Source organism: Pseudomonas sp. 11/12A, assembly GCF_000800055.1.
Lineage (GTDB): Bacteria > Pseudomonadota > Gammaproteobacteria > Pseudomonadales > Pseudomonadaceae > Aquipseudomonas > Aquipseudomonas mohnii.
The window spans coordinates 3,501,749-3,524,786 of sequence record NZ_JUGV01000001.1; the positions used below are offsets into that span (position 1 = coordinate 3,501,749).

Consider the following 23,038-nt stretch of genomic DNA (forward strand, 5'->3'; position numbering starts at 1 on the left):
GCGGTTGCCCCACCTACGACAAAGACGTCGCTCACCTCATTTGCCCCATGGCAAATCAGGTGGCGGCGTTTTTTTGTTTTGGCCCCATTGCCCGGGGCGGGTGGTGCAGCCCTCAAGGCGCCCCACCTGCATGACTCCCGTTCGAGACTCCTATCAGCTGAGGTGCGCGATGAATTCAAGCTTCTGGAAATCCGGCCATACCCCGACCCTGTTCGCGGCCTTCCTCTATTTCGATCTGAGCTTCATGGTCTGGTACCTGCTTGGCCCACTGGCCGTGCAAATCGCCGCCGACCTGCACCTGACCACACAACAGCGGGGGCTGGTGGTGGCCACGCCTATTCTGGCCGGCGCGGTACTGCGGTTCATGATGGGCATGCTGGCTGATCGCCTGTCGCCGAAAACCGCTGGCCTGATTGGCCAGGTGATCGTTATCGGTGCGCTGTTCGGTGCCTGGAAGCTGGGCATCCACAGCTACGAGCAGGCCCTGGTACTGGGCTTGTTCCTCGGTATGGCCGGTGCGTCGTTCGCCGTGGCCCTGCCTCTGGCGTCGCAATGGTATCCGCCGCAGCATCAGGGCAAGGCCATGGGGATCGCCGGCGCCGGTAACTCGGGCACGGTGTTCGCCGCGCTGATCGCGCCGGTTCTGGCGGCTGCGTATGGCTGGAGCAACGTGTTCGGCTTTGCCCTCATTCCACTGATCCTGTCGTTGATCGTTTTCGCCTGGCTGGCCAAAAACGCGCCTGAACGGCCGAAAGCCAAGTCGATGGCCGACTACTTCAAGGCCTTGGGCGATCGCGACAGCTGGTGGTTCATGTTTTTCTACAGCGTGACCTTCGGTGGCTTCATTGGCCTGGCCAGCGCCCTGCCCGGCTATTTCAACGATCAATACAGCCTGAGCCCGGTGACGGCCGGCTACTACACCGCCGCCTGCGTGTTCGGCGGCAGCCTGATGCGCCCCTTGGGCGGTGCCCTGGCTGACCGTTTCGGCGGCATCCGCACCCTGCTGGCGATGTACACCGTGGCCGCGATCTGCATTGCTGCCGTCGGATTCAACCTGCCGAGTTCCTACGCTGCGCTGGCACTTTTCGTCTGCACCATGCTCGGCCTTGGTGCGGGCAATGGCGCCGTGTTCCAGTTGGTGCCGCAGCGTTTTCGTCGCGAAATCGGCGTGATGACCGGCCTGATCGGCATGGCCGGCGGCATCGGCGGTTTTGCCCTGGCGGCGGGCATGGGTGCGATCAAGCAAAGCACCGGCAGCTACCAAATGGCACTGTGGTTGTTCGCCAGCCTCGGCGTCCTCGCCTGGTTCGGCCTGCACGGGGTGAAACGTCGCTGGAGAACCACCTGGGGTTCGGCTGCCGTGACCGCTGCACGGGTCTGAGCCGGCGATGAGCCTGCAACTGAGTTTCGCCGAAGCCAGCGCCATCGGCCCGCGCGAAGAAAACCAGGATGCGTTGCGGCTGGTCACACCGGCCCCGGCGCTGGCGGCGAGCAAGGGTTACCTGTTCGCCATCGCCGACGGTGTCAGCCAGTGCGCCGACGGTGGGCTGGCCGCTCGTTCCACCCTGCAGGCACTGGCACTGGATTACTACGCCACCCCGGAAACCTGGGGCGTCGCCCAGGCACTGGATCGCCTGCTGCTGGCGCAGAACCGCTGGCTGCAGGCCAACGGCGGTGGACAACCCCTGCTGACCACGGTCAGCGCATTGGTCATGCGCGGTCGGCGTTTCACCCTGGCCCATGTGGGCGACTGCCGAGTGTACCGCTGGCATGACGATCAGTTGCAGCGCATCAGCGAGGATCACGTCTGGGACCAACCGGGCATGCAGCATGTGCTCAAACGAGCAATGGGGCTCGATCAGCACCTGGTGCTGGACTTCCTCGACGGCGAATTGCGCCTCGATGAAAGCTTTGTGCTGCTCAGCGACGGGGTCTGGGCGGTCCTGGGTGACACGGCCATTGCCGCGATTCTGCGGGACCAACCGGATCTGCACAGCGCCGCACACACCCTGGTCAATGCCGCGCACCTGGCCGGCAGCCAGGACAATGCCAGCGCTTTGCTGGTGCGGGTCGATGCCCTGGGTGAAACCAGCATCGGCGATGCGTTGATTCAACTGCAGCAATGGCCGCTGCCGCCCGCACTGAAACCGGGCCAGGATTTCGAGGGCTGGCAAGTCGAAGGGATCGTCGGCCAGAGCCAGCAATCCCTGCTTTATCGCGTGCGTGACAGTCAGCGACAGGCCTGGCTGCTGAAAACCCTGCCCACTCACCTGCGCGACGATCATCCGGCCGGGCAAGCGTTGTTGTCGGAAGAATGGTTTCTCAAGCGTGTAGCCGGGCGGCATTTCCCTGAAGTCCATGCCGCCAGTCAGCGTCAGCATTTGTACTACGTGATGCGCGAATATTCGGGATCGACCCTGGCGCAGTTGCATGAGCAAATCGGGCCACTGCCGCTGGCCCAATGGCAAGACCTGGCTGAACGCCTGTTGCGAGCGGTGGGCATGCTGCATCGGCGGCAGATTCTGCACCGCGATATCAAACCGGATAACCTGCTACTGGGTGACGACGGCGAGTTGCGGCTGCTCGATTTCGGGCTCGCCTATTGCCCTGGCCTGTCCCTCGACGAGCCCTCTGTGCTGCCCGGAACCCCCAGCTACATTGCGCCGGAAGCGTTTCGCGGCGACCCGCCGAGCGCGCAACAGGATTTGTACTCGGTCGGTGTGACCTTGTATGTCCTGCTCACCGGGCATTTTCCCTATGGCGAAATCGAAGCGTTCCAACGCCCACGGTTCGGCGCTCCGGTGAATGCCAGCCGCTATCGCCCCGACCTCCCGGAATGGCTGATGCAAACCCTGGAACGCGCGGTAGCGGCGGATCCGGATCAACGCTTTGAAACGGCGGAAGAGTGGTTATTGCTGATGGAACAGGGCGAGCGACGCAGTTTGAGCGTGCGCCCCAAACCGTTACTGGAGCGCGAGCCGTTGAAGGTGTGGCGGACCTTGGCGCTGATGTCGCTGGTGGCGAATCTGGTGCTGCTGGTGTTGGCGCTCCATTAGTGGGCGCCGCGCGTTGAATCGGTGCAACAAAACGCCGCCCCCGGATGGCGAACGCCTGCAGACACCGCGAACAGCGGATCTGTCCGACTTGGCACAAGCACTGCATTAGCCTTCCCATCACACATAACGTGCAGGCTTCAACGACGAAGACTGCGCTTCCCGAGAGAACGGGACCGGACAAAGGCGTCCCCGTCAGGCAACTGGCGGGACGCCTTTTTTTGTTTGCGCGAAATTGTCGAGCACGACCTGGAAAGCCTGATGAGACAGGTCGTTGTTCCCCGGAGGACCTGATGAAAAAGCTCAAACTGGTGATGATCGGCAATGGCATGGCCGGCGTTCGTACCCTCGAAGAACTGCTGAAACTGAGCAACGAGCTGTACAACATCACGGTCTTCGGCGCCGAACCCCATACCAACTACAACCGCATCCTGCTGTCGCCGGTGCTGGCTGGCGAGCAGACCTTCGAAGAGATCGTACTCAACGACCTGGACTGGTACCTGGAAAACGACATCAAGTTGCTGCTCAACCACAGAGTCGTGGAAATCGACCGGGTCAGACGCCGGGTCATTGCCGAAGACGGCACCATGGCCGAATACGATCGCCTCCTGATCGCCACCGGCTCCAGCCCGTTCATCCTGCCGATTCCCGGCAACACGCTGCAGGGCGTAATCGGCTATCGCGACATTGCCGACACCCAGGTCATGATCGACACCGCCAAAATCCATAAACACGCGGTGGTCATCGGTGGCGGGCTGCTGGGGCTGGAAGCTGCCAACGGGCTGATGCTGCGCGGGATGCACGTCACCGTCGTGCACCTCGGCAAATGGTTGCTGGATCGGCAACTGGACAAGACCAGCGGCCAGTTGCTGCAAAATGCCCTGGAGGCCCGCGGCCTGCACTTTCGTCTCTGTGAACAAACCCAGGCGTTGCACGATGCCGGTAATGGCCGGGTCGGCTCGGTCGAGTTCAAGAACGGCGAGATCATTCCCGCCGACCTGGTGGTCATGGCCGCCGGCATCCGCCCCAACATCGAACTCGCGGAACAATCCGGCCTCCCTTGCGGCCGCGGGATTCTGGTCAACGATACCCTGCAAACCTACGACCCACGGGTCTACGCCATTGGCGAATGCGCCAGCCATCGCGGCATCGCCTATGGCCTGGTCGCACCGCTGTTCGACCAGGCCAAGGTCTGCGCCAATCACCTCGCACAACTGGGATTCGCCACCTACAAGGGCTCGGTGACCTCGACCAAATTGAAAGTCACCGGCATCGACCTGTTTTCCGCCGGTGACTACATGGGCGGTGAAGGCACCGAAACCATCACCCTCACCGACCCCATCAGTGGCGTCTACAAAAAACTGGTGATCAAAGACGACGTACTGGTCGGGGCCTGCCTGTACGGCGATACGGCCGACGGCGGCTGGTACTTTCGGCAAATCCTCGAGCACCAGGTCATCGGCGAAATCCGCGATCAACTGATGTTCGGCCATTCCTTTACCCTGGAACAGGCCTTGGGTAACGCCGGCCCCACGCGGGAAGTCGCCTGATGAACCGCCAGATCACTGCGTCCACCTGTTGTTACTGCGGGGTCGGCTGCGGCGTGCTAATCGAGCACGACGGCGAGCGCATCCTCGGCGTCAGCGGCGATCCAGCCCACCCGGCCAACTTCGGCAAACTGTGCAGCAAGGGCTCGACCCTGCATTTGACCGGTGACCTGAGCGCGCGAGCGCTGTATCCCGCATTGCGCCTGGGCAAAAGCCTGGCCCGCAGCCGCACCGATTGGGACACCGCCCTCGATCACGCCGCCAGCGTGTTTGCCCGCACCATCACCGAACATGGCCCGGACAGTGTCGCGTTCTACATTTCCGGGCAATTGCTGACCGAGGACTACTACGCCTTCAACAAACTGGCGCGAGCGTTGGTGGGCACCAACAACATCGATAGCAACTCACGGCTGTGCATGTCTTCAGCGGTGGTGGGCTACAAACGCAGCCTCGGCGCCGACGCACCGCCCTGCAGCTACGAAGACCTGGAATCCAGCGATTGCGTGCTGATCGTCGGCAGCAACATGGCCTACGCCCATCCGGTGCTGTTTCGTCGCCTGGAGGAGGCCAAATCTAGCCGCCCGCAGATGAAAGTCATCGTCATCGACCCGCGCCGCACCGATACCTGTGATTTGGCTGACCTGCATCTGGCGATTCTGCCGGGAACCGATGTCGCTTTGTTCCATGGGATTTTGCACTTGCTGCTGTGGGAAAACCGAGTCGACCACGACTTCATCAAGGCGCACACCCAAGGTCTGACGGAACTCAAGCATCTGGTACACGACTACACGCCTTCGATGGTTGCGCAGCTGTGTGGGATCAGCGTCGAACAGCTGCGCCAGTGCGCCGAATGGGTCGGTACCTCTGAGCGTTTTCTGTCCCTGTGGTGCATGGGGTTGAATCAGTCGACCGCTGGCAGCGCCAAAAACAGCGCGCTGATCAATCTGCATCTGGCCACCGGACAAATTGGCCGTCCCGGCGCAGGACCTTTCTCCCTGACCGGTCAGCCCAATGCCATGGGCGGTCGGGAAACCGGCAGTCTGTCGAACCTGTTGCCCGGGCATCGTGAAGCCGCCAATGCCGAACACCGCGCTGAAGTGGCCGCCTACTGGGGTGTCGAACAGCTCCCGACCAGCACCGGGCTGAGCGCCATCGAACTGTTCGAACAGGTGCGCAGCGGCAAGATCAAGGCGCTGTGGATCGCCTGCACCAACCCGGCGCAATCGATGCCGGACCAGAACGCCGTGCGCGCTGCTTTGCAAACCTGTCCGTTCGTCGTGTTGCAGGAAGCGTTTCGCACCACCGAAACTGCCGCATTCGCCGACCTGTTGCTACCCGCCGCCAGTTGGGGCGAAAAAGACGGCCTGGTGACCAACTCCGAACGACGCATTTCCCACGTCCGCCAGGCCATCGTAGCACCCGGTGAAGCGCGGCCCGATTGGGCAATCACCGTAGATTTCGCACAGCGCCTGGAAAAATATCTACGCCCCGGACAACCCAGCCTGTTTGCCTTTGAAACGCCGGCGCAGCTCTTCGATGAATACAAGCAACTGACCCGCGGTCGAGATCTGGACTTGTCCGGCATCAGCCATGGCCTGATCGATCGAATCGGCCCGCAGCAATGGCCCTTCCCCGCGAATGCCAGCGAAGGCACCGCTCGCCTGTATGGCGACGGCGTCTTCCCGACCGCCAACGGTCGCGCACAATTCATCGCTGATCCTTTCCGCGCCGCCAAGGAGCAACGCGATGCACACTTCCCGCTGACCCTGATCACGGGTCGCTTGCGTGATCAATGGCATGGCATGAGTCGCACCGGCACCGCTGCGCAACTGTTCGGCCACGTGGGCGAAGCGGTCTTGAGCCTGCATCCGCAAGAGCTGGACCAACATGACCTGAAACCAGGCGACCTTGTCAGCCTGAAAAGCCGGCGCGGCGAGGTGATTGTGCCGGTCAGCAGCGACGACAACGTGCGTCCTGGCCAGGCGTTTTTGCCCATGCATTGGGGCGATCGCTTTCTCAAGGGCGGCGTGAACAGTCTCACCCTCCCCGCCTTTGATCCGCTGTCGAAGCAACCCGAACTCAAGCACAGTGGCGTGCGCCTGGAGCCGGTTCAGTTGCCCTGGAGACTGTTCGCACTGATCGAGGGCGATGTACAACAGCATTTTGAGACCCTACGCCCCCTCTGTGAGGCGTTTTCCTACGCAAGCCTCAGCCTCACAGGCCGTGAACGCCCAGCGTTGCTTATACGCGCTGCCAGCGCCAAAGCACCGGACCCGCAATGGCTCCGGGATATCGACCAACACCTGGGACTGCATGAAGGTCCGGTGTTGGCCTACGACGACCCGCAGCGCTCCATCGGCAAACGGGTCCGTATCGACCACGGCCGAATTACCGCCATTCGCCTGGCTGGGGAAACCCTCGCCCAACACTGGCTGCTGAATCTTTGGCGGGAAGGTCGTGCCGACGAACAACTTCGGCGCTGGTTGCTGGCGCCGCTCAGCGCGCCACCAGGTCAGGCAGGCGCGTCGGCGGCCGGTGACAAAACCCTGTGCAATTGCAAGAACGTCAGCCAAAGCGCGGTGTGCGCCGGTATCGCCCGGGGATTGGACTTGCAGGGTCTGAAACAAGAATTGGGCTGCGGTACGCAATGCGGCTCGTGCGTCCCGGAAATCAAGCGTTTGCTGGTCGCCACCACGCGACCGGTCGCGGTCACCTCGTGAGGAAAACACTATGAACGCAAAAGTCTGGCTGGTAGGCGCAGGACCTGGCGATCCGGAATTGCTGACCCTCAAGGCCGTTCGGGCATTGAGAGAGGCCGATGTCGTGCTGATCGATGACCTGGTGAATGACGCAGTACTGGAGCATTGCGTCGGCGCGCGCATCATCCCCGTGGGCAAACGCGGCGGATGTCGCTCTACCCCGCAGGCCTTCATTCATCGACTGATGCTGCGTTACGCGCGCCAAGGCAAATGCGTGGTGCGGCTCAAGGGCGGCGATCCCTGCATTTTCGGGCGCGGCGGCGAAGAGGCGGCGTGGTTGCGTGAACGTGGGGTGGAGGTTGAATTGGTCAATGGCATCACGGCCGGACTCGCGGGCGCGACACAATGCGCTATTCCGCTAACCCTGCGCGGTGTCGCGCGCGGCGTGACGCTGGTCACTGCCCATACCCAGGACGGCAGTCGTCTGAACTGGCAGGCACTGGCCCAAAGCGGAACAACCCTGGTGATCTACATGGGGGTGGCCAAGCTCGGCGAAATCCGCGAACAGTTGCTGGCCGGTGGAATGGCGACGGATACGCCAGTGGCGATGATTGAAAACGCGTCCCTGCCCCACCAACGGGAATGCCGGAGTGACCTGGCGGCGATGGAGGAAGATGCCGGCGCCTTCCAGCTCAAGAGCCCGGCCATTCTGGTCATCGGCACAGTGGCGGCCTGTGCAATGTCTTCTCAGTGGGAGCGCGGCTTGCCCGCGATGGTGGCCGATCAAAACGCCTGATCTGCCTGATTGCCCGTTGCTTCATCAAATCGCAGACAAAGAAAAGCCCGGCCTAAGCCGGGCTTTTCTCAGAGCTGCGGGCTAATTATTTAGCTTGAGCTTCAACCTGCGCTTCTACGCGACGGTTAACTGCACGGCCAGCTTCAGTTTTGTTGTCAGCAACTGGGCGGGATTCGCCGTAGCCAACAGACTGAACGCGGGACGGTTGAACACCGTACTGGTTGGTCAGAACTTGCTTAACGGCGTTTGCACGACGCTCGGACAGTTTCTGGTTGTAAGCGTCAGGACCGACGTTGTCAGTGTGACCTTCAACAGTAGTGGTGGTGGATGGGTACTGCTTCATGAAGTCAGCCAGGTTTTTGATGTCGCCGTAGCTGTTAGGCTTGACTACCGACTTGTCGAAGTCGAATTTCACGTCCAGCTCAACACGAACCACTTCAGCAACTGCTGGGCAGCCATCAGCGTCAACGGTTACGTTGGCTGGGGTGTCAGGGCACTTGTCAACGTTGTCGCATACGCCATCGTTGTCGCTGTCGGAGCAGACTTCAGCTGGTGCTGGAACTGGAGCAGCAGCAGGCTTGGAGCCGCCACCGAAGTTCACACCCAGACCTACGGACGGGATGTAGTCCCACTTGCCGTTGTCCAGCTTGTAGTCAGCTTCTACGCCAGCACGGGCGAAGAAGTTCTCGAGGAAGTAGTACTTAACGCCAGCGCCTGCAGTCAGGAAAGTCGACTGGTCACGACCGGTGTGGCCGTCAGCGGCTACGTTGGTCATGCTGCCGTGCTTAACACCACCTTGAACGTAAGGACGCAGTGCGTCGCCAGCGTTGTTGAAGTGGTACTGAGCGTTCAGACCGAACTGGTCGCCTTTGATTTTCTGACTGCCAGTGCCGTTGTTCGAACGGGTGTAGTCATCTGCGTTGTAGGTCGCGTTCAACGACACGTCGTCGGTCAAGAAGTAACCGATGGAAGCGCCAGGAGTGTAGCCATCTTCAACGTTGTTAACGCTGTCGTTGTACTTTTTCCCGTAGTTGAGCTCGCCTTCAACTGCGCCTTGGCCTTGTGCCAGAGCGCCGAACGAAGTGGCGGCAATAAGAGTACCAATGGCCAAGCCCAAGGTGTTTTTCAGTTTCATCCGTTAAATCCCCATCTGGTGATTGTGAAGCAGTCCCGCAAACCGGGGGACAACTCGGCGGCAAGTCTATCAGAACTTGCCTACACGTAAGAGATATTTGCGCCGAACTAAGTTTCAGCAATACCTGCAAATTTCTCACGTAATTTGTCTAGAGCGCGTTTGTACCGCATTTTTGTTGCACTCAAACCCATGTGCATGATGTCTGCGATCTCCTGAAACTCCAGCTCTGCGACAAATCGTAGCACCAGAATTTCGCGGTCAATCGGGTTCACATACACCAGCCAGCGATCGAGTCCACCCTTTTCCTCCGGTTTCGGCGCCTTTTCTTCAGACGCTTCTTCGAGGGGGTCGAGACTCAAGGCGTCCATCAAGCGACGCTTTCGCCGTTCCTTCCGATACTGAGTGATGCATTCGTTGTAAGTGATGCTGTATAGCCATGTCTTGAACTTCGATTTGCCCTCGAAATTCTTCAAGCCATACAGCACCTTCAACATCACTTCCTGACAGACATCGTCTGCGTCGCGATCGTTCCCGAGATATCGTGCGCAGACGTTAAATAATGTTCGTTGGTAACGCCGCATCAATTCTTCATAGGCGCGCGTTACGTGAAACAGCTCGGTGTGCGAGCGCGCGACCAACTCCTCATCAGAGAGCTCGCGGGGGTCGTAGCGCATGGATAGCGATTGGGCTTTATTCAAAACAAGTCGGGCCGACAGTCAGGTCAATGTCCGCCGCAGCCAGCATCAGCGGGCATTTTGCGGCGGCATACATTAGCAGGGTTTGCCGGGTTAGCGGCTACTCACATGCTGCTCGAGAAGGATCCGATTGGAAAGAGAGACTAGCTCACCCTCATCGGTCAGCAATGTGGTTTTAACCGTGCCGATCTCTTCGATCTGGCCTTCGACCTCGCCAACACGCACTTGTTGCCCAACCTGGTACAACTCACGCACATAGATTCCCGCAAGAATCTGGCCGGCAATTTCCCGGCTTCCCAATCCCATGGCCAGCGCAACCGCCAGACCAACGGTAATCAACACAATCACAATCACATGGTTGAGCAGGTCAGTCTTGACCTCCAACTGGCTGATCGCGACCGAAATACTGATGATGATGACCAGTCCTTGGGCAATTCGCCCAAGGCCAGAAGCGTAGTCCAGGCCCACGCCTTCTGCCGCGCCGCGCACCAGCCCGTTGGCCAGTTGCGCCAGCAAGACCCCCACCAGCAACACCAGCGCTGCGCCAAAGACCTTCGGCAGATACAACGCGAGCATGTCCAGCGTAGCCGAAACTCGTTCAAGTCCAAGGGATTCTGCCGCAGAAACCAGAAAAATCAGCAAAACGAACCAATAGACGATCTTGCCGATCAGCGTCGAAATCGGTACTTGAAGGCCTGCGCGAGACAGCAACTTGGTCAGCCCGGTGCCGCCCATCAGGCGATCGAGGCCCAGTTTGGCCAGCAATTTGGAGAGCAGCGTGTCCAGCAATTTGGCCACGACAAAACCCAACAGCAGCACAACCAGTGCGCCGAACAGGTTCGGAATGAAGTTGGCAACCTTGGTCCATAACGCAGTCATTGCAGTGACGAGGCTCTGAGTCCAGAGATCAAGTTCCATATTCAATCAGCCTTATCAGCAGTGCGGGCAGCAGGTTTACGAAGACGGGACACCGGCGCGACATGGGCCGATCCATTATTAACGGCGATCATCAGGGCGGGCAACCAACGGCCCAGCAGGCTGAACAAATCACCGGCACCGACCTGACGGTTGGCGGTTTTCAGTACACGACCAAGGCACGCATCGTCGTCCCGGGTGGACGGTGATGCCTTGAGCATGTCACGCAAAGACTGTTCAAACGGATCGTGCATACGCACCTCTCGTGATGTCAGTGAAAGACGCGATCAAATTTACCCGGGTCACATGGGCCACTTTCAAACCCAGCGCAAACGTCGGAATAACCACCACTGCCCCAATGCCACCGAGACCATCATCAGGCAGGCAATCAAGAAGCCATAAGGGCTCGCAGAGAATGGAATTCCACCGACGTTGATCCCCAACAGACCGGTCAAAAAACTCATCGGCAAAAAAATCCCGGTGATGATTCCGAAGCGGTACATCGTGCGGTTCATGCGCACGCTCAATCGTCGGTCTTCGGTCTCAAGGACCAGCCCTACCCGCTCCCGGGTCAACTCCAGCTCTTCAAGATAGCGGGTCAGACTGTTGTTCAATTCGTTCCAGTAATCAGCATCGTCGTCAACGAACCAGGGCAGTTTGATCCGCGTCAGCTGACCAAAAATATCCCGCTGCGGAGCGAGAAACCGCTTCAACGCCGCCGCCCGGCGACGGATCTGCAAAACAGCTCCGTGCTCCGGTGTATACCGTTCGTCGGTATCCAGCTTTTCTTCTTCCTCATCGACCACTTCCGAGAGGTCGCTGACCAGATCCTGCAACTTGTTGGTCAGGTACTGCGCCATGCACAGGATGAGTTCGGAAGCTGTTTTCGGTCCCTTGCCCTCTGCCAGTTGCTCCAGCAGTTCCTCCGTGGCGCGCAACGGGCGCAAACGCAGGGAGATGACACGCTGGGCAGAACCGAAGATTCGCACCGAGACCATGTCTTCAGGCTCGGCCCCCGGATTCAGATTGACCCCGCGCAAAAATAGCAGCAGTTCGCTGTCCGAAAGCTGTAAAAGACGCGGTCGGGTGTTTTCTTCCAGCAACAGATCACAGCTGAATTCGCTCAGACCACTGGATTTGCGCAGCCAGGTCTGGGTTTGCGGATGACTGCGATCCCAGTGCAGCCACAGGCTTTCGTGGGCCTGGAGCTGCAATTCATCGAGTTCAGTCCGAGCTATCGAACGCGCGCCGCCTTTACCATCCAGCACCAGGGCATGTACCAGCCCCCATTGCGCGTTTTCTTCCTCGAACATCCGCATTCCATTCTTCAAAAAAAATCGACCAAAACTTACTCGGGCATTGCAAGCGGGCTTGGCGAGATGATCACGCCGTTATTGTCCGCATAGATGTAATGGCCCGGATGGAAGGTCACGCCCGCAAAGGTTACGGCCACGTTCAGATCACCGATACCGCGCTTGTCGGTTTTCATCGGGTGGCTGGCCAGGGCCTGAACACCCAGATCGGTTTGCGCGATGACGTCAACGTCACGGATGCAACCGTAGATCACCAGCCCTTCCCAGCCGTTTTTCGCGGCCTTCTCGGCGATCATGTCGCCCAGCAGCGCGCGGCGCAGGGAGCCGCCACCATCGACCACCAGTACCTTGCCATCTCCCTTGAGCTCGGCTTGCTCCTTGACCAGCGAGTTGTCTTCGAAGCACTTGATGGTCACGATTTCGCCGCCAAAGGAATCACGGCCGCCAAAATTGCTGAACATCGGTTCCAGCACCTGCACCAGCTCCGGATAGGCGTCGCACAGGTCAGGCGTTAGGTAATGGTTCATCGAGAAACTCCTGTGAAGAGGAAGAAAGCACGAACATCAGTGATGACTCAGTCATCGAAAATGACCAGAACAGCTCAATGCGTCATATCTTAGCCGCTAGCCGATCAGAGCGAAATGCCCTTGATAGAGCGTCGGGCTCAAATCGCCGCGGCCAAATCCGCTGTTTCACCCAGCAGAGGAGTTTGCTGATCCGCCAGCCAACGGGCCACCAGTGGCCAGACTTCAGCCTGTGCGGCTTTGCTGACCAACATTTCCACGTGACCGAAATTATCGCCAAAGCCCTGCTCGCGACCCAGGTTGATAAATTGCTTGTGCTCGGACCCCACCTGATCGAACAGCTTGCGACAAGCCCAGGCCGGATCCTGATGGTCACCGGCGGCACTCACCGCCAGCACCGGCAATCTGACCTCGGCCAAACCCGCCCACCAGTCCTTGTCTGCATCACCAAAGCGCCCGAACAGGCCGTGCCAACGCATGCTTTCCAGGGCCAGGCCAATCGGCTCGTCCTCCGGGCCGCGTTTGAGCCGTGAACCCGACAGCTGGGCAAAACGCTTGAGAATGAAACGGCCGCTCCACTCCACCGGCGGGATTTTCAACGGCCAGTACGTGCGACTGATCTGAGCGCCAAAGAACGCCGCGGACGCCACCACGGGCTCACCGATGTATTGACCGCCCAATGCGGCTGCCAGGGTAATGCCGCCCAGCGAGTGGCCGATCCAGTGTGGGACCTGGCCGCTTTGCTCACGCACGAACGCGCCAATGGCCGGCAAATCGTAACGAGCGTAGTCGGCGACACGGTTCTTACGGTAGTTCTGATTGCGCTGTGAGAGGCCGTGACCGCGCATTTCCGGAATCCATACGTCGAAGCCCAGGCGCGTCAGATAGACGCCGAGCCCCAGCCCTTTCGCGGAAAACCAGAAACGTCGATTGGAAAAACTGCCGTGCAACAGGATGATCGGCACGCCACGCACCGCGGGCTCATCGGCCATGCCGAGGCGAGTCACCGCAATTTCGACGGTACCGTCGGGGCTGTTGCCGGGTTTTAAACGATAAACATCTTCGCTCAGATCGCCGCGCCGCTCGGCGCTGATCAGGGCGACAGGAAATAGGTTGCTACTGCTTTGCATAAGTTCTTGCACAAAAAAGGGCGGCATCCGGAGGAGCCCGCCCTGCTTGAATCTTAAAGGCACCGCCCATGTGGGAGCGAGCCTGCTCGCGATGGACTCCAGAACAACGCGTTTATTCAGTAAACGCGCATGATCGTTCACGACCATCGCGAGCAGGCTCGCTCCTACAAGAGAGCGGCCCGTTCACACCGGATCAAGCCTGCGCCTGACCCTCAGCCAGGAAGAACCAGGTTTCCAGTACGGAATCGGGGTTCAACGACACGCTTTCGATGCCCTGTTCCATCAGCCATTTGGCCAGGTCCGGGTGGTCCGAAGGACCCTGACCGCAAATGCCGATGTACTTGCCGGCCTTGTTGCACGCGGCAATGGCGTTGGCCAGCAGCTTCTTGACCGCTGGGTTACGCTCGTCGAACAGGTGCGCGATGATCCCGGAGTCACGGTCCAGGCCCAGAGTCAGCTGGGTCAGGTCGTTGGAACCGATGGAGAAGCCGTCGAAGAACTCAAGGAACTCTTCAGCCAGGATGGCGTTGGACGGCAGTTCGCACATCATGATGACGCGCAGGCCGTTGTCGCCACGGGCCAGACCGTTTTCCGCCAGCAGGTCCACGACCTGGCTCGCTTCGCCCAGGGTGCGGACGAACGGCACCATGATTTCAACGTTGGTCAGGCCCATCTCGTTGCGCACGCGCTTGAGGGCACGGCATTCGAGTTCGAAGCAGTCACGGAACGATTCGCTGATGTAACGCGAGGCGCCACGGAAACCCAGCATCGGGTTTTCTTCTTCCGGTTCGTAGAGCTTGCCGCCGATCAGGTTGGCGTATTCGTTGGACTTGAAGTCCGACAGACGCACGATGACCTTTTTCGGCCAGAACGCTGCCGCCAGGGTGCTGATGCCTTCAACCAGCTTCTCGACATAGAAACCGACCGGATCGTCGTAACCGGCGATACGCTTGTTGACGCTTTCCTTGATGTCCGACGGCAGACCGTCGTAGTTCAGCAGCGCCTTCGGGTGCACGCCGATCATGCGGTTGATGATGAACTCCAGACGGGCCAGACCCACACCGGCGTTCGGCAGCTGCGCGAAGTCGAAGGCACGGTCCGGGTTACCGACGTTCATCATGATCTTGAACGGCAGCTCCGGCATGGCATCCACGGAGTTCTTCTTGATGTCGAAGCCCAGTTCGCCTTCGAAGATGAAACCGGTGTCGCCTTCCGCGCAGGAAACGGTGACGCCCTGGCCGTCTTTCAACAGCTGGGTGGCGTTACCGCAACCGACCACGGCAGGGATCCCCAGCTCACGGGCGATGATCGCCGCGTGGCAGGTACGGCCGCCACGGTTGGTGACGATGGCGCTGGCACGCTTCATGACCGGTTCCCAGTCCGGGTCGGTCATGTCGGAAACCAGTACGTCGCCTGGCTGGACCTTGTCCATCTCGGACACGTCCTTGATGATGCGGACCTTGCCGGCGCCGATGCGCTGGCCGATAGCACGGCCTTCCACCAGCACGGTGCCGGTTTCTTTCAACAGGTAACGTTCCATGACGTTGGCCTGGGTGCGGCTCTTCACGGTTTCCGGACGGGCCTGCACGATGTACAGCTTGCCGTCGTCACCGTCCTTGGCCCATTCGATGTCCATCGGGCACTTGTAGTGCTTCTCGATGATCATCGCCTGCTTGGCCAGTTCGCTGACTTCGGCGTCGGTCAGGCAGAAACGCGCGCGATCGGCCTTGTCGACATCGACGGTCTTGACCGAACGACCGGCCTTGGCCTCGTCGCCGTAGATCATCTTGATGGCCTTGCTGCCCAGGTTGCGGCGCAGGATCGCCGGACGACCGGCGGCCAGTGTGCCTTTGTGTACGTAGAACTCATCCGGGTTCACTGCGCCTTGCACGACGGTTTCACCCAGGCCGTAGGCGCCGGTGATGAACACCACGTCACGGAAACCCGATTCGGTATCGAGGGTGAACATCACGCCGGCCGTGCCGGTTTCGGAACGGACCATGCGCTGTACGCCGGCCGACAGGGCAACCAGCTTGTGGTCGAAGCCCTGGTGGACACGGTAGGAAATCGCACGGTCGTTGAACAACGAGGCGAACACCTCTTTGGCGGCGCGAATGACGTTTTCGACGCCACGGATGTTCAGGAACGTTTCCTGCTGGCCAGCGAAGGAAGCGTCCGGCAGGTCTTCGGCGGTAGCGGAAGAACGCACGGCCACGGCCATGTCAGGGTTGCCGGCGGACAGCGTGGCGAACGCCGTGCGGATTTCGGTGTTCAGTTTTTCAGGGAACTCGGCTTCCATGATCCATTGACGGATCTGGGCGCCGGTCTTGGCCAGGGCGTTCACGTCGTCGACGTCCAGGGCATCAAGGGCGTCGTGAATCTGCTGGTTCAGGCCGCTCAGTTCCAGGAAATCACGATATGCCTGAGCGGTCGTGGCGAAGCCACCAGGCACCGATACACCGGCACCTGCAAGGTTGCTGATCATCTCGCCCAGGGATGCGTTCTTGCCCCCCACATGCTCCACATCATGGACGCCGAGCTTATCGAGGGAAACTACGTACTCTACCAAGGTGATCTCTCCACTAACTGTGTTGGAAAAGCTCAGAAGCCGGCTTGCTCGGAAGAGCGTTTGCCAGCTGTATGGCCTGGACCTGGAAAATAAGTGAGAATGCGGGCCATTGGCGGCCGACAAATCGCGCCTATCATATCCAAGATTCGTTACTAGCTTAAGGCCCAAGGTGCAAATGAAACGATCTGCTTTCTTTATCTCCGATGGCACCGGCATTACCGCCGAAACCCTGGGTCAAAGCCTCCTGGCGCAGTTCGAGAACATTACCTTCAGCAAATTCACCCGGCCGTACATCGACAACGCGGATAAAGCGCGGGCCATGGTACAACAAATCAACAGAGCCGCCGAAACCGACGGCTTCCGTCCGATTATCTTCGACACCATCGTCAATCAGGACATTCGTGAGATCCTCGCGACTTCCAATGGTTTCATGATCGACATTTTCTCGACCTTCCTGGCGCCTCTCGAACAGGAACTGACCGAGCATTCTTCCTACACCGTCGGCAAATCCCACTCCATCGGCGCCAACACCAATTACATGGAGCGGATCGAGGCGGTGAACTTCGCCCTCGACAACGACGACGGCGCCCGCACGCACTACTACGACAAAGCCGACCTGATCCTGGTGGGCGTGTCGCGTTGCGGCAAGACCCCCACCTGCCTGTACATGGCCATGCAGTTCGGTATCCGCGCCGCCAACTACCCGCTGACCGAAGACGACATGGAGCGCCTGCAACTGCCCAGCGCCCTGCGCGCCCACCAGCACAAACTGTTTGGCCTGACCATCGACCCGGATCGCCTCACCGCGATACGCAACGAGCGCAAGCCCAACAGCCGCTATTCGAGCTACGCCCAGTGCGAGTTCGAAGTGCGCGAAGTGGAGAACCTGTTCCGCCGCGAAAACATCCCGCACATCAACTCCACGCATTTTTCCGTTGAAGAAATCTCCGCGAAAATTCTGGTGGAGAAAGGTGTCGAGCGGCGCTTCAAGTAAGTTTCTATCGCCGGTTCCGGCCCTATCGCCAGCAGGCTGGCTCCCACAGGGGATTTGCGGTGAACGCAAATCAACGGTGGGAACCGGCCTGCTGGCGATTGAACGATAACGCGATCTTCTAGATCACAAACAAATCCACAAATCTATTAACAGGCGTCGCTTCAAGCGCTGCCTGATCCTTGCACAACGCAAAAATCTCGGCGCTACGCTGCCCGATGAATCGTGTCAGCAAGTTCGCCTTGAATTTATCCTCCAGCAGCGGAATACCCTCGGCACGGCGCCGTCGGTGGCCGATCGGGTACTCCACCACCACGTTCTCGGTGCTGGAACCGTCCTTGAAAAAAACCTGAATGGCATTGGCAATGGAACGCTTGTCGGCCTCCAGGTACTCACGGGTGTAAACCGGGTTTTCGACGATGACCATTTTCTCGCGCAACACATCGATGATCGGATGTGCCTTGTGGAAGTCATCTTCGTAGTGTTCGGCCACCAGATTGCCGAATGCCAGTGGCACGGCGGTCATGTACTGGAGGCAATGATCGCGGTCGGCGGCATTGGCCAAAGGGCCGACCTTGGAAATGATGCGTATCGCCGATTCGTGGGTGGTGATGACGATCCTGTCGATGTCGTGCAGACGGTTTCGCACCTGCGGGTGCAGGGTCACTGCGGCTTCACAGGCTGTTTGTGCGTGGAACTCGGCGGGAAAACTGATCTTGAACAGCACGTTTTCCATCACATAACTGCCGTACGGCCGGGAAAAACTGAACGCCCGTTTATCTTCGGGCTTTAGCGCCAGGTCCTTATTGGTGTGGCTGAACAGCACGTCATAAAAGCCCCACTGCCTGGCACTCAACACACCGGGAATGCCCATCTCGCCGCGCATGGCGATGTCCGCCAGACGAACACCACGACTGGACGCGTCGCCCGCCGCCCAGGATTTTCTCGAGCCGGCATTCGGTGCATGGCGATAGGAACGCAGCGCCTGGCCGTCGACGAAGGCGTGAGACAGCGCCGAGAGTAACTGCTCGCGATTGGCCCCCATCAGCTTGGCGCAGACCGCCGTCGAGGCGACCTTCACCAGAATGACGTGATCAAGGCCTACACGATTGAACGAATTTTCCAGCGCGATCACGCCTTGAATCTCATGGGCCATGACCATCGCTTCCAGCACCGTGCGAACCGTCAACGGCGCCTCACCATTGGCCAGACGCTTTTGCGACAAGTGATCGGCCACCGCGAGAATGCCGCCGAGATTATCCGACGGATGGCCCCACTCGGCCGCGAGCCAGGTGTCGTTGTAGTCGAGCCAGCGCACGATGCAGCCAATGTCCCAGGCAGCCTTGACCGGATCGAGGCGGTAGTTGGTGCCGGGCACGCGAGCGCCGAACGGCACGACAGTGCCTTCGACGATGGGCCCCAGGTGTTTGGTGCACTCAGGGAAACGCAGGGCCAGCAACCCGCAGCCAAGGGTGTCCATCAAGCAGTTGCGAGCGGTGTCGAGGGCTTCCCGGGACTCGATGGTGTAATCGAGTACGTAATCGGCGATGTCCTGCAGCACCTGGTCGTAGTCCGGACGGTTATTGAGGTCAACGTTGGCGCTCATGTTCGATTCCCTCTTGCAGGAGCGAGCTTGCTCCGGGCGGCGTTCCGACGATGGTCATCGACGATAACGCTGGGTGGCTGACACCCAGCGGTGCTCTCAGGTGCATCGCGAGCAGGCTCGCTCCTACTGGGTTATGCGTCAATCAGAACGAATCACCCGGCACGCAAACGTAACCTTCCATCAACACCCGCGCACTGCGGCTCATGATGGCTTTGTTCACCGTCCATTCGCCATTGACCTGGCTGGCTTCAGCGCCGACGCGCAAGGTGCCGGACGGGTGACCGAAGCGCACCGCGTTGCGCTCGACTCCGCCCGCCGCAAGGTTGACCAGGGTGCCGGTAATCGCCGCCGCGGTGCCGATGGCAACAGCCGCCGTGCCCATCATCGCGTGGTGCAACTTGCCCATCGACAACGCACGCACCAGCAGGTCGACATCACTCGCCGAGACCAACTTGCCGCTGGACGAGACATACTCGGCCGGTTTGGCCACGAACGCCACTTTCGGCGTGTGCTGGCGCTTGGCCGCTTCGTCGATGTTGGCAATCAGGCCCATGCGCAGCGCGCCATAAGCGCGGATGGTTTCGAACATCTGCAGCGCTTTCGGGTCGCCATTGATCGCACCCTGCAACTCGGTACCCTTGTAGCCGATGTCCTCGGCATTGACGAAAATCGTCGGGATGCCGGCGTTGATCATGGTCGCCTTGAGGGTGCCGACGCCGGGCACTTCCAGATCATCGATCAGGTTGCCGGTCGGGAACATCGACCCGCCACCGCCCTCTTCTTCCGCTGCCGGGTCCATGAATTCGACCTGCACTTCAGCGGCCGGGAAGGTCACGCCGTCGAGTTCGAAATCGCCGGTTTCCTGCACTTCGCCGTTGGTGATCGGCACATGGGCGATGATGGTCTTGCCGATGTTGGCCTGCCATACGCGCACCACGGCCACGCCGTTGTGCGGAATGCGGCTGGCGTCCACCAGACCGTTGCTGATGGCGAACGAACCGACCGCCGCGGACAAGTTGCCGCAGTTGCCGCTCCAGTCCACGAAAGGCTTGTCGATGGAGACCTGACCGAACAGGTAATCGACGTCGTGATCGGCCTTGATGCTTTTCGACAGGATCACGGTTTTGCTGGTGCTCGACGTCGCGCCGCCCATGCCGTCGATTTGTTTTTCGTACGGGTCGGGGCTGCCGATCACGCGCAGCAACAAGGCGTCGCGGGCCGGGCCTGGAACCTGGGCCGCTTCAGGCAAGTCTCGCAGGCTGAAGAACACGCCTTTGCTGGTGCCGCCGCGCATGTAGGTGGCGGGAATCTTGATTTGCGGTGCATGAGCCATGGTGCTCGTTACTCCTGATCTGGAAAAAGACACGGGACTCAAAAGTCCCGTGTCTGTGCTGCGCGCGTTAAACGGCAACCGCCGATTCTTCGAGGAAGTCCTGGGCGAAGCGTTGCAGCACGCCGCCGGCCTCGTAGATCGACACTTCTTCGGCGGTGTCGAGACGGCAGGTCACCGGCACTTCGACGCGCTCGCCGTTCTTGCGATGGATCACCAGCGTCAACTCGGCGCGCGGGGTGCGTTCGCCCACCACGTCATAGGTTTCACTGCCGTCGATGGCCAGGGTGTGACGATTGGTGCCCGGCTTGAATTCCAGCGGCAACACGCCCATGCCCACCAGGTTGGTGCGGTGAATGCGCTCGAAACCTTCAGCGGCAATCGCCTCCACGCCAGCCAGGCGCACGCCCTTGGCCGCCCAGTCGCGGGACGAGCCCTGACCGTAGTCGGCGCCGGCGATGATGATCAGCGGCTGCTTGCGGTCCATGTAGGTTTCGATGGCTTCCCACATGCGCATGACTTTGCCTTCCGGCTCCACACGAGCCAGCGAGCCCTGCTTGACCTTGCCGTTTTCCTGAACCATTTCGTTGAACAGTTTCGGGTTGGCGAAGGTGGCGCGCTGCGCGGTGAGGTGGTCACCACGGTGAGTCGCGTAAGAGTTGAAGTCCTCTTCCGGCAAGCCCATTTTCGCCAGGTATTCACCGGCGGCGCTGTCGAGCATGATCGCGTTGGATGGCGACAGGTGGTCGGTGGTGATGTTGTCCGGCAGCACGGCCAGCGGGCGCATGCCCTTGAGCGGACGGGCACCGGCCAGCGCGCCTTCCCAGTACGGCGGACGGCGGATGTAGGTGCTCATCTCGCGCCACTCATACAGCGGCGCGACTTTCGGGCCAGTGTCTTCGTGGATGGCGAACATCGGGATGTACACCTGACGGAACTGCTCCGGCTTCACCGAGGCTTTAACGACCGCGTTGATCTCTTCGTCGCTTGGCCAGATGTCCTTGAGGCGAATTTCCTTGCCGTCAACCACACCCAGCACATCCTTCTCGATGTCGAAGCGGATGGTGCCGGCAATGGCATACGCGACCACCAGTGGCGGCGACGCGAGGAACGCTTGCTTGGCGTACGGATGGATCCGTCCGTCGAAGTTGCGGTTACCGGACAGCACTGCGGTGGCGTACAGGTCGCGGTCGATGATCTCTTGCTGGATCACCGGATCCAGCGCGCCGGACATGCCATTGCAGGTGGTGCAGGCAAAGGCGACGACGCCGAAACCGAGTTGTTCCAGCTCGGTGGTCAGGCCGGCTTCATCCAGGTACAGCGCCACGGTTTTCGAGCCAGGCGCCAGGGACGACTTGACCCATGGCTTGCGGGTCAGACCCAGCTTGTTGGCGTTGCGCGCCAGCAGGCCCGCGGCAATCACGTTGCGTGGGTTGCTGGTATTGGTGCAACTGGTGATGGCAGCGATGATCACCGCGCCGTCGGGCATTTGCCCTGGCACATCTTCCCACTTGCCGGAGATGCCTTTGGCCGCCAGATCCGACACCGCGACACGGGCGTGCGGGTTGCTCGGGCCGGCCATGTTGCGCACCACCGTGGACAGGTCGAACGTCAGGCCGCGCTCGTATTGCGCATCCTTCAGGCTGTCAGCCCAGAGGCCCGTGGTCTTGGCGTAGTTCTCCACCAACTGCACCTGCTCGTCTTCACGACCGGTGAGCTTGAGGTAGTCGATGGTCTGCTGGTCGATGTAGAACATCGCCGCCGTGGCGCCGTATTCCGGGGCCATGTTGGAGATGGTCGCGCGGTCGCCGAGGGTCAGCGCGGCAGCGCCTTCGCCGAAGAACTCCAGCCATGCGCCAACAACTTTTTGCTTGCGCAGGAACTCGGTCAGCGCCAGCACCATGTCGGTGGCGGTGATGCCCGGCTGCAGCTTGCCAGTCAATTCAACGCCCACGCTTTCCGGCAGACGCATCCACGATGCACGACCGAGCATCACGCTTTCCGCTTCCAGGCCACCAACGCCGATGGCGATCACACCCAGCGCATCGACGTGCGGGGTGTGGCTGTCGGTGCCGACGCAGGTGTCGGGGAACGCCACGCCATCACGGACCTGGATCACCGGAGACATTTTCTCCAGGTTGATCTGGTGCATGATGCCGTTGCCCGGCGGGATCACGTCGACGTTCTTGAACGCCTTCTTGGTCCAGTTGATGAAGTGGAAACGGTCTTCGTTACGACGGTCTTCGATGGCGCGGTTCTTTTCGAACGCTTGCGGATCGAAGCCACCGCGCTCGACGGCCAAGGAGTGGTCGACGATCAATTGGGTCGGCACCACCGGGTTCACTTGCGCCGGATCGCCGCCTTGCAGGGCGATGGCGTCACGCAGGCCGGCGAGGTCGACCAGCGCGGTCTGGCCGAGAATGTCGTGGCACACCACGCGGGCCGGGAACCACGGGAAGTCGAGGTCGCGCTTGCGCTCGATGAACTGCTTCAGGGATTCGTTAAGCGTGGCCGGGTCGCAGCGACGCACAAGGTTTTCCGCCAGCACGCGAGAGGTGTACGGCAGGGTGTCGTAGGCGCCTGGCTGAATAGCTTCGACAGCCGCACGGACATCGAAGTAATCCAGCTGGCTGCCAGGCAGCGATTTGCGAAATTTTGTGTTCATCGTCAGGACTCGGTCACGGTAATTACAAAGGGTGGGGATGACACCGGGCATGAAGTCAACACTTTCCACT

16 protein-coding genes and 1 pseudogene are annotated in these 23,038 nt (G+C 60.2%); 6 read left to right on the top strand and 11 right to left on the bottom strand.

What is annotated here, in order from left to right; genetic code table 11:
• Nucleotides 1-169: 169 nt before the first annotated feature.
• The 5 genes and pseudogenes from GQ39_RS16045 (at nt 170) to cobA (ending at nt 8,095) form a co-directional block, all read left to right on the top strand.
• The gene (locus tag GQ39_RS16045; RefSeq protein WP_047531486.1) at nt 170-1,381 is read left to right on the top strand and encodes a nitrate/nitrite transporter; all 1,212 of its coding nucleotides are present in this window, start codon (nt 170-172) and stop codon (nt 1,379-1,381) included.
• 7 nt (nt 1,382-1,388) lie between these two features.
• Entirely contained in the window at nt 1,389-3,056 is a 1,668-nt protein-coding gene (locus GQ39_RS16050; protein ID WP_047531488.1) for a bifunctional protein-serine/threonine kinase/phosphatase, read from the top strand.
• A 290-nt stretch (nt 3,057-3,346) separates the two neighbouring features.
• Nucleotides 3,347-4,582, top strand: a pseudogene (locus tag GQ39_RS16055) (NAD(P)/FAD-dependent oxidoreductase); the annotation flags it as partial.
• A 20-nt stretch (nt 4,583-4,602) separates the two neighbouring features.
• The gene (locus GQ39_RS16060) at nt 4,603-7,320 is read left to right on the top strand and encodes a nitrate reductase (RefSeq protein ID WP_047538943.1); all 2,718 of its coding nucleotides are present in this window, start codon (nt 4,603-4,605) and stop codon (nt 7,318-7,320) included.
• Between the two features lie 10 nt (nt 7,321-7,330).
• Nucleotides 7,331-8,095: a uroporphyrinogen-III C-methyltransferase gene (gene cobA, locus GQ39_RS16065; protein WP_047531490.1), complete on the top strand. Its 765-nt coding sequence runs from the start codon at nt 7,331-7,333 to the stop codon at nt 8,093-8,095.
• Nucleotides 8,096-8,180: 85 nt separating this feature from the next.
• Here cobA and GQ39_RS16070 read toward each other — a convergent pair whose 3' ends face one another.
• The 8 genes from GQ39_RS16070 to ppsA all read right to left on the bottom strand — a co-directional run bounded on the left by GQ39_RS16070 (nt 8,181) and on the right by ppsA (nt 16,376).
• Nucleotides 8,181-9,230 carry an OmpA family protein gene (locus tag GQ39_RS16070; protein WP_047531492.1) on the bottom strand — a complete coding sequence of 350 codons (1,050 nt, stop codon included), beginning with the start codon at nt 9,228-9,230 and terminating at the stop codon, nt 8,181-8,183.
• Between the two features lie 107 nt (nt 9,231-9,337).
• Nucleotides 9,338-9,928: an RNA polymerase sigma factor SigX gene (sigX, locus tag GQ39_RS16075; RefSeq protein ID WP_075949123.1), complete on the bottom strand. Its 591-nt coding sequence runs from the start codon at nt 9,926-9,928 to the stop codon at nt 9,338-9,340.
• Nucleotides 9,929-10,018: 90 nt separating this feature from the next.
• Nucleotides 10,019-10,843: a mechanosensitive ion channel family protein gene (locus GQ39_RS16080; protein WP_008048604.1), complete on the bottom strand. Its 825-nt coding sequence runs from the start codon at nt 10,841-10,843 to the stop codon at nt 10,019-10,021.
• Between the two features lie 2 nt (nt 10,844-10,845).
• A complete protein-coding gene (locus tag GQ39_RS16085; RefSeq protein ID WP_047531500.1) occupies nt 10,846-11,094 on the bottom strand; it encodes a hypothetical protein in 249 nt (82 codons plus the stop codon).
• Between the two features lie 63 nt (nt 11,095-11,157).
• A complete protein-coding gene (locus tag GQ39_RS16090; protein ID WP_047531502.1) occupies nt 11,158-12,153 on the bottom strand; it encodes a zinc transporter ZntB in 996 nt (331 codons plus the stop codon).
• 35 nt (nt 12,154-12,188) lie between these two features.
• Nucleotides 12,189-12,680, bottom strand: coding sequence for a ribonuclease E activity regulator RraA (gene rraA / locus GQ39_RS16095; protein ID WP_047531506.1), 492 nt, complete (start codon nt 12,678-12,680; stop codon nt 12,189-12,191).
• Nucleotides 12,681-12,817: 137 nt separating this feature from the next.
• Nucleotides 12,818-13,807, bottom strand: a complete 990-nt coding sequence (locus GQ39_RS16100; protein ID WP_047531508.1) for an alpha/beta fold hydrolase — start codon at nt 13,805-13,807, stop codon at nt 12,818-12,820.
• 193 nt (nt 13,808-14,000) lie between these two features.
• Entirely contained in the window at nt 14,001-16,376 is a 2,376-nt protein-coding gene (gene ppsA / locus GQ39_RS16105) for a phosphoenolpyruvate synthase (RefSeq protein ID WP_047531510.1), read from the bottom strand.
• A 175-nt stretch (nt 16,377-16,551) separates the two neighbouring features.
• Here ppsA and ppsR point away from each other — a divergent pair, with 175 nt between their 5' ends.
• A complete protein-coding gene (ppsR, locus tag GQ39_RS16110; protein ID WP_047531512.1) occupies nt 16,552-17,370 on the top strand; it encodes a posphoenolpyruvate synthetase regulatory kinase/phosphorylase PpsR in 819 nt (272 codons plus the stop codon).
• 118 nt (nt 17,371-17,488) lie between these two features.
• Here ppsR and prpD read toward each other — a convergent pair whose 3' ends face one another.
• The 3 genes from prpD to acnD form a co-directional block, all read right to left on the bottom strand.
• Nucleotides 17,489-18,973 (bottom strand): 2-methylcitrate dehydratase, encoded by a 1,485-nt coding sequence (prpD, locus tag GQ39_RS16115; protein WP_047531514.1) that lies wholly within the window; start codon nt 18,971-18,973, stop codon nt 17,489-17,491.
• Between the two features lie 142 nt (nt 18,974-19,115).
• Nucleotides 19,116-20,306, bottom strand: a complete 1,191-nt coding sequence (prpF, locus tag GQ39_RS16120; RefSeq protein WP_047531517.1) for a 2-methylaconitate cis-trans isomerase PrpF — start codon at nt 20,304-20,306, stop codon at nt 19,116-19,118.
• A 67-nt stretch (nt 20,307-20,373) separates the two neighbouring features.
• Nucleotides 20,374-22,968, bottom strand: a complete 2,595-nt coding sequence (gene acnD / locus GQ39_RS16125) for a Fe/S-dependent 2-methylisocitrate dehydratase AcnD (protein WP_047531520.1) — start codon at nt 22,966-22,968, stop codon at nt 20,374-20,376.
• Between the last annotated feature and the right edge of the window lie 70 nt (nt 22,969-23,038).

Excerpts from the sequence above, each read along its gene's own strand:
- acnD (WP_047531520.1), bottom strand. The coding sequence starts at position 22,968 with ATGAACACAAAATTTCGCAAATCGCTGCCTGGCAGCCAGCTGGATTAC.
- GQ39_RS16060 (WP_047538943.1), top strand. The coding sequence starts at position 4,603 with ATGAACCGCCAGATCACTGCGTCCACCTGTTGTTACTGCGGGGTCGGC.
- rraA (WP_047531506.1), bottom strand. The coding sequence starts at position 12,680 with ATGAACCATTACCTAACGCCTGACCTGTGCGACGCCTATCCGGAGCTG.
- cobA (WP_047531490.1), top strand. The coding sequence starts at position 7,331 with ATGAACGCAAAAGTCTGGCTGGTAGGCGCAGGACCTGGCGATCCGGAA.
- GQ39_RS16080 (WP_008048604.1), bottom strand. The coding sequence starts at position 10,843 with ATGGAACTTGATCTCTGGACTCAGAGCCTCGTCACTGCAATGACTGCG.
- GQ39_RS16045 (WP_047531486.1), top strand. The coding sequence starts at position 170 with ATGAATTCAAGCTTCTGGAAATCCGGCCATACCCCGACCCTGTTCGCG.
- ppsR (WP_047531512.1), top strand. The coding sequence starts at position 16,552 with ATGAAACGATCTGCTTTCTTTATCTCCGATGGCACCGGCATTACCGCC.
- GQ39_RS16090 (WP_047531502.1), bottom strand. The coding sequence starts at position 12,153 with ATGTTCGAGGAAGAAAACGCGCAATGGGGGCTGGTACATGCCCTGGTG.
- GQ39_RS16100 (WP_047531508.1), bottom strand. The coding sequence starts at position 13,807 with ATGCAAAGCAGTAGCAACCTATTTCCTGTCGCCCTGATCAGCGCCGAG.
- prpF (WP_047531517.1), bottom strand. The coding sequence starts at position 20,306 with ATGGCTCATGCACCGCAAATCAAGATTCCCGCCACCTACATGCGCGGC.
- prpD (WP_047531514.1), bottom strand. The coding sequence starts at position 18,973 with ATGAGCGCCAACGTTGACCTCAATAACCGTCCGGACTACGACCAGGTG.
- GQ39_RS16070 (WP_047531492.1), bottom strand. The coding sequence starts at position 9,230 with ATGAAACTGAAAAACACCTTGGGCTTGGCCATTGGTACTCTTATTGCC.
- GQ39_RS16085 (WP_047531500.1), bottom strand. The coding sequence starts at position 11,094 with ATGCACGATCCGTTTGAACAGTCTTTGCGTGACATGCTCAAGGCATCA.
- GQ39_RS16050 (WP_047531488.1), top strand. The coding sequence starts at position 1,389 with ATGAGCCTGCAACTGAGTTTCGCCGAAGCCAGCGCCATCGGCCCGCGC.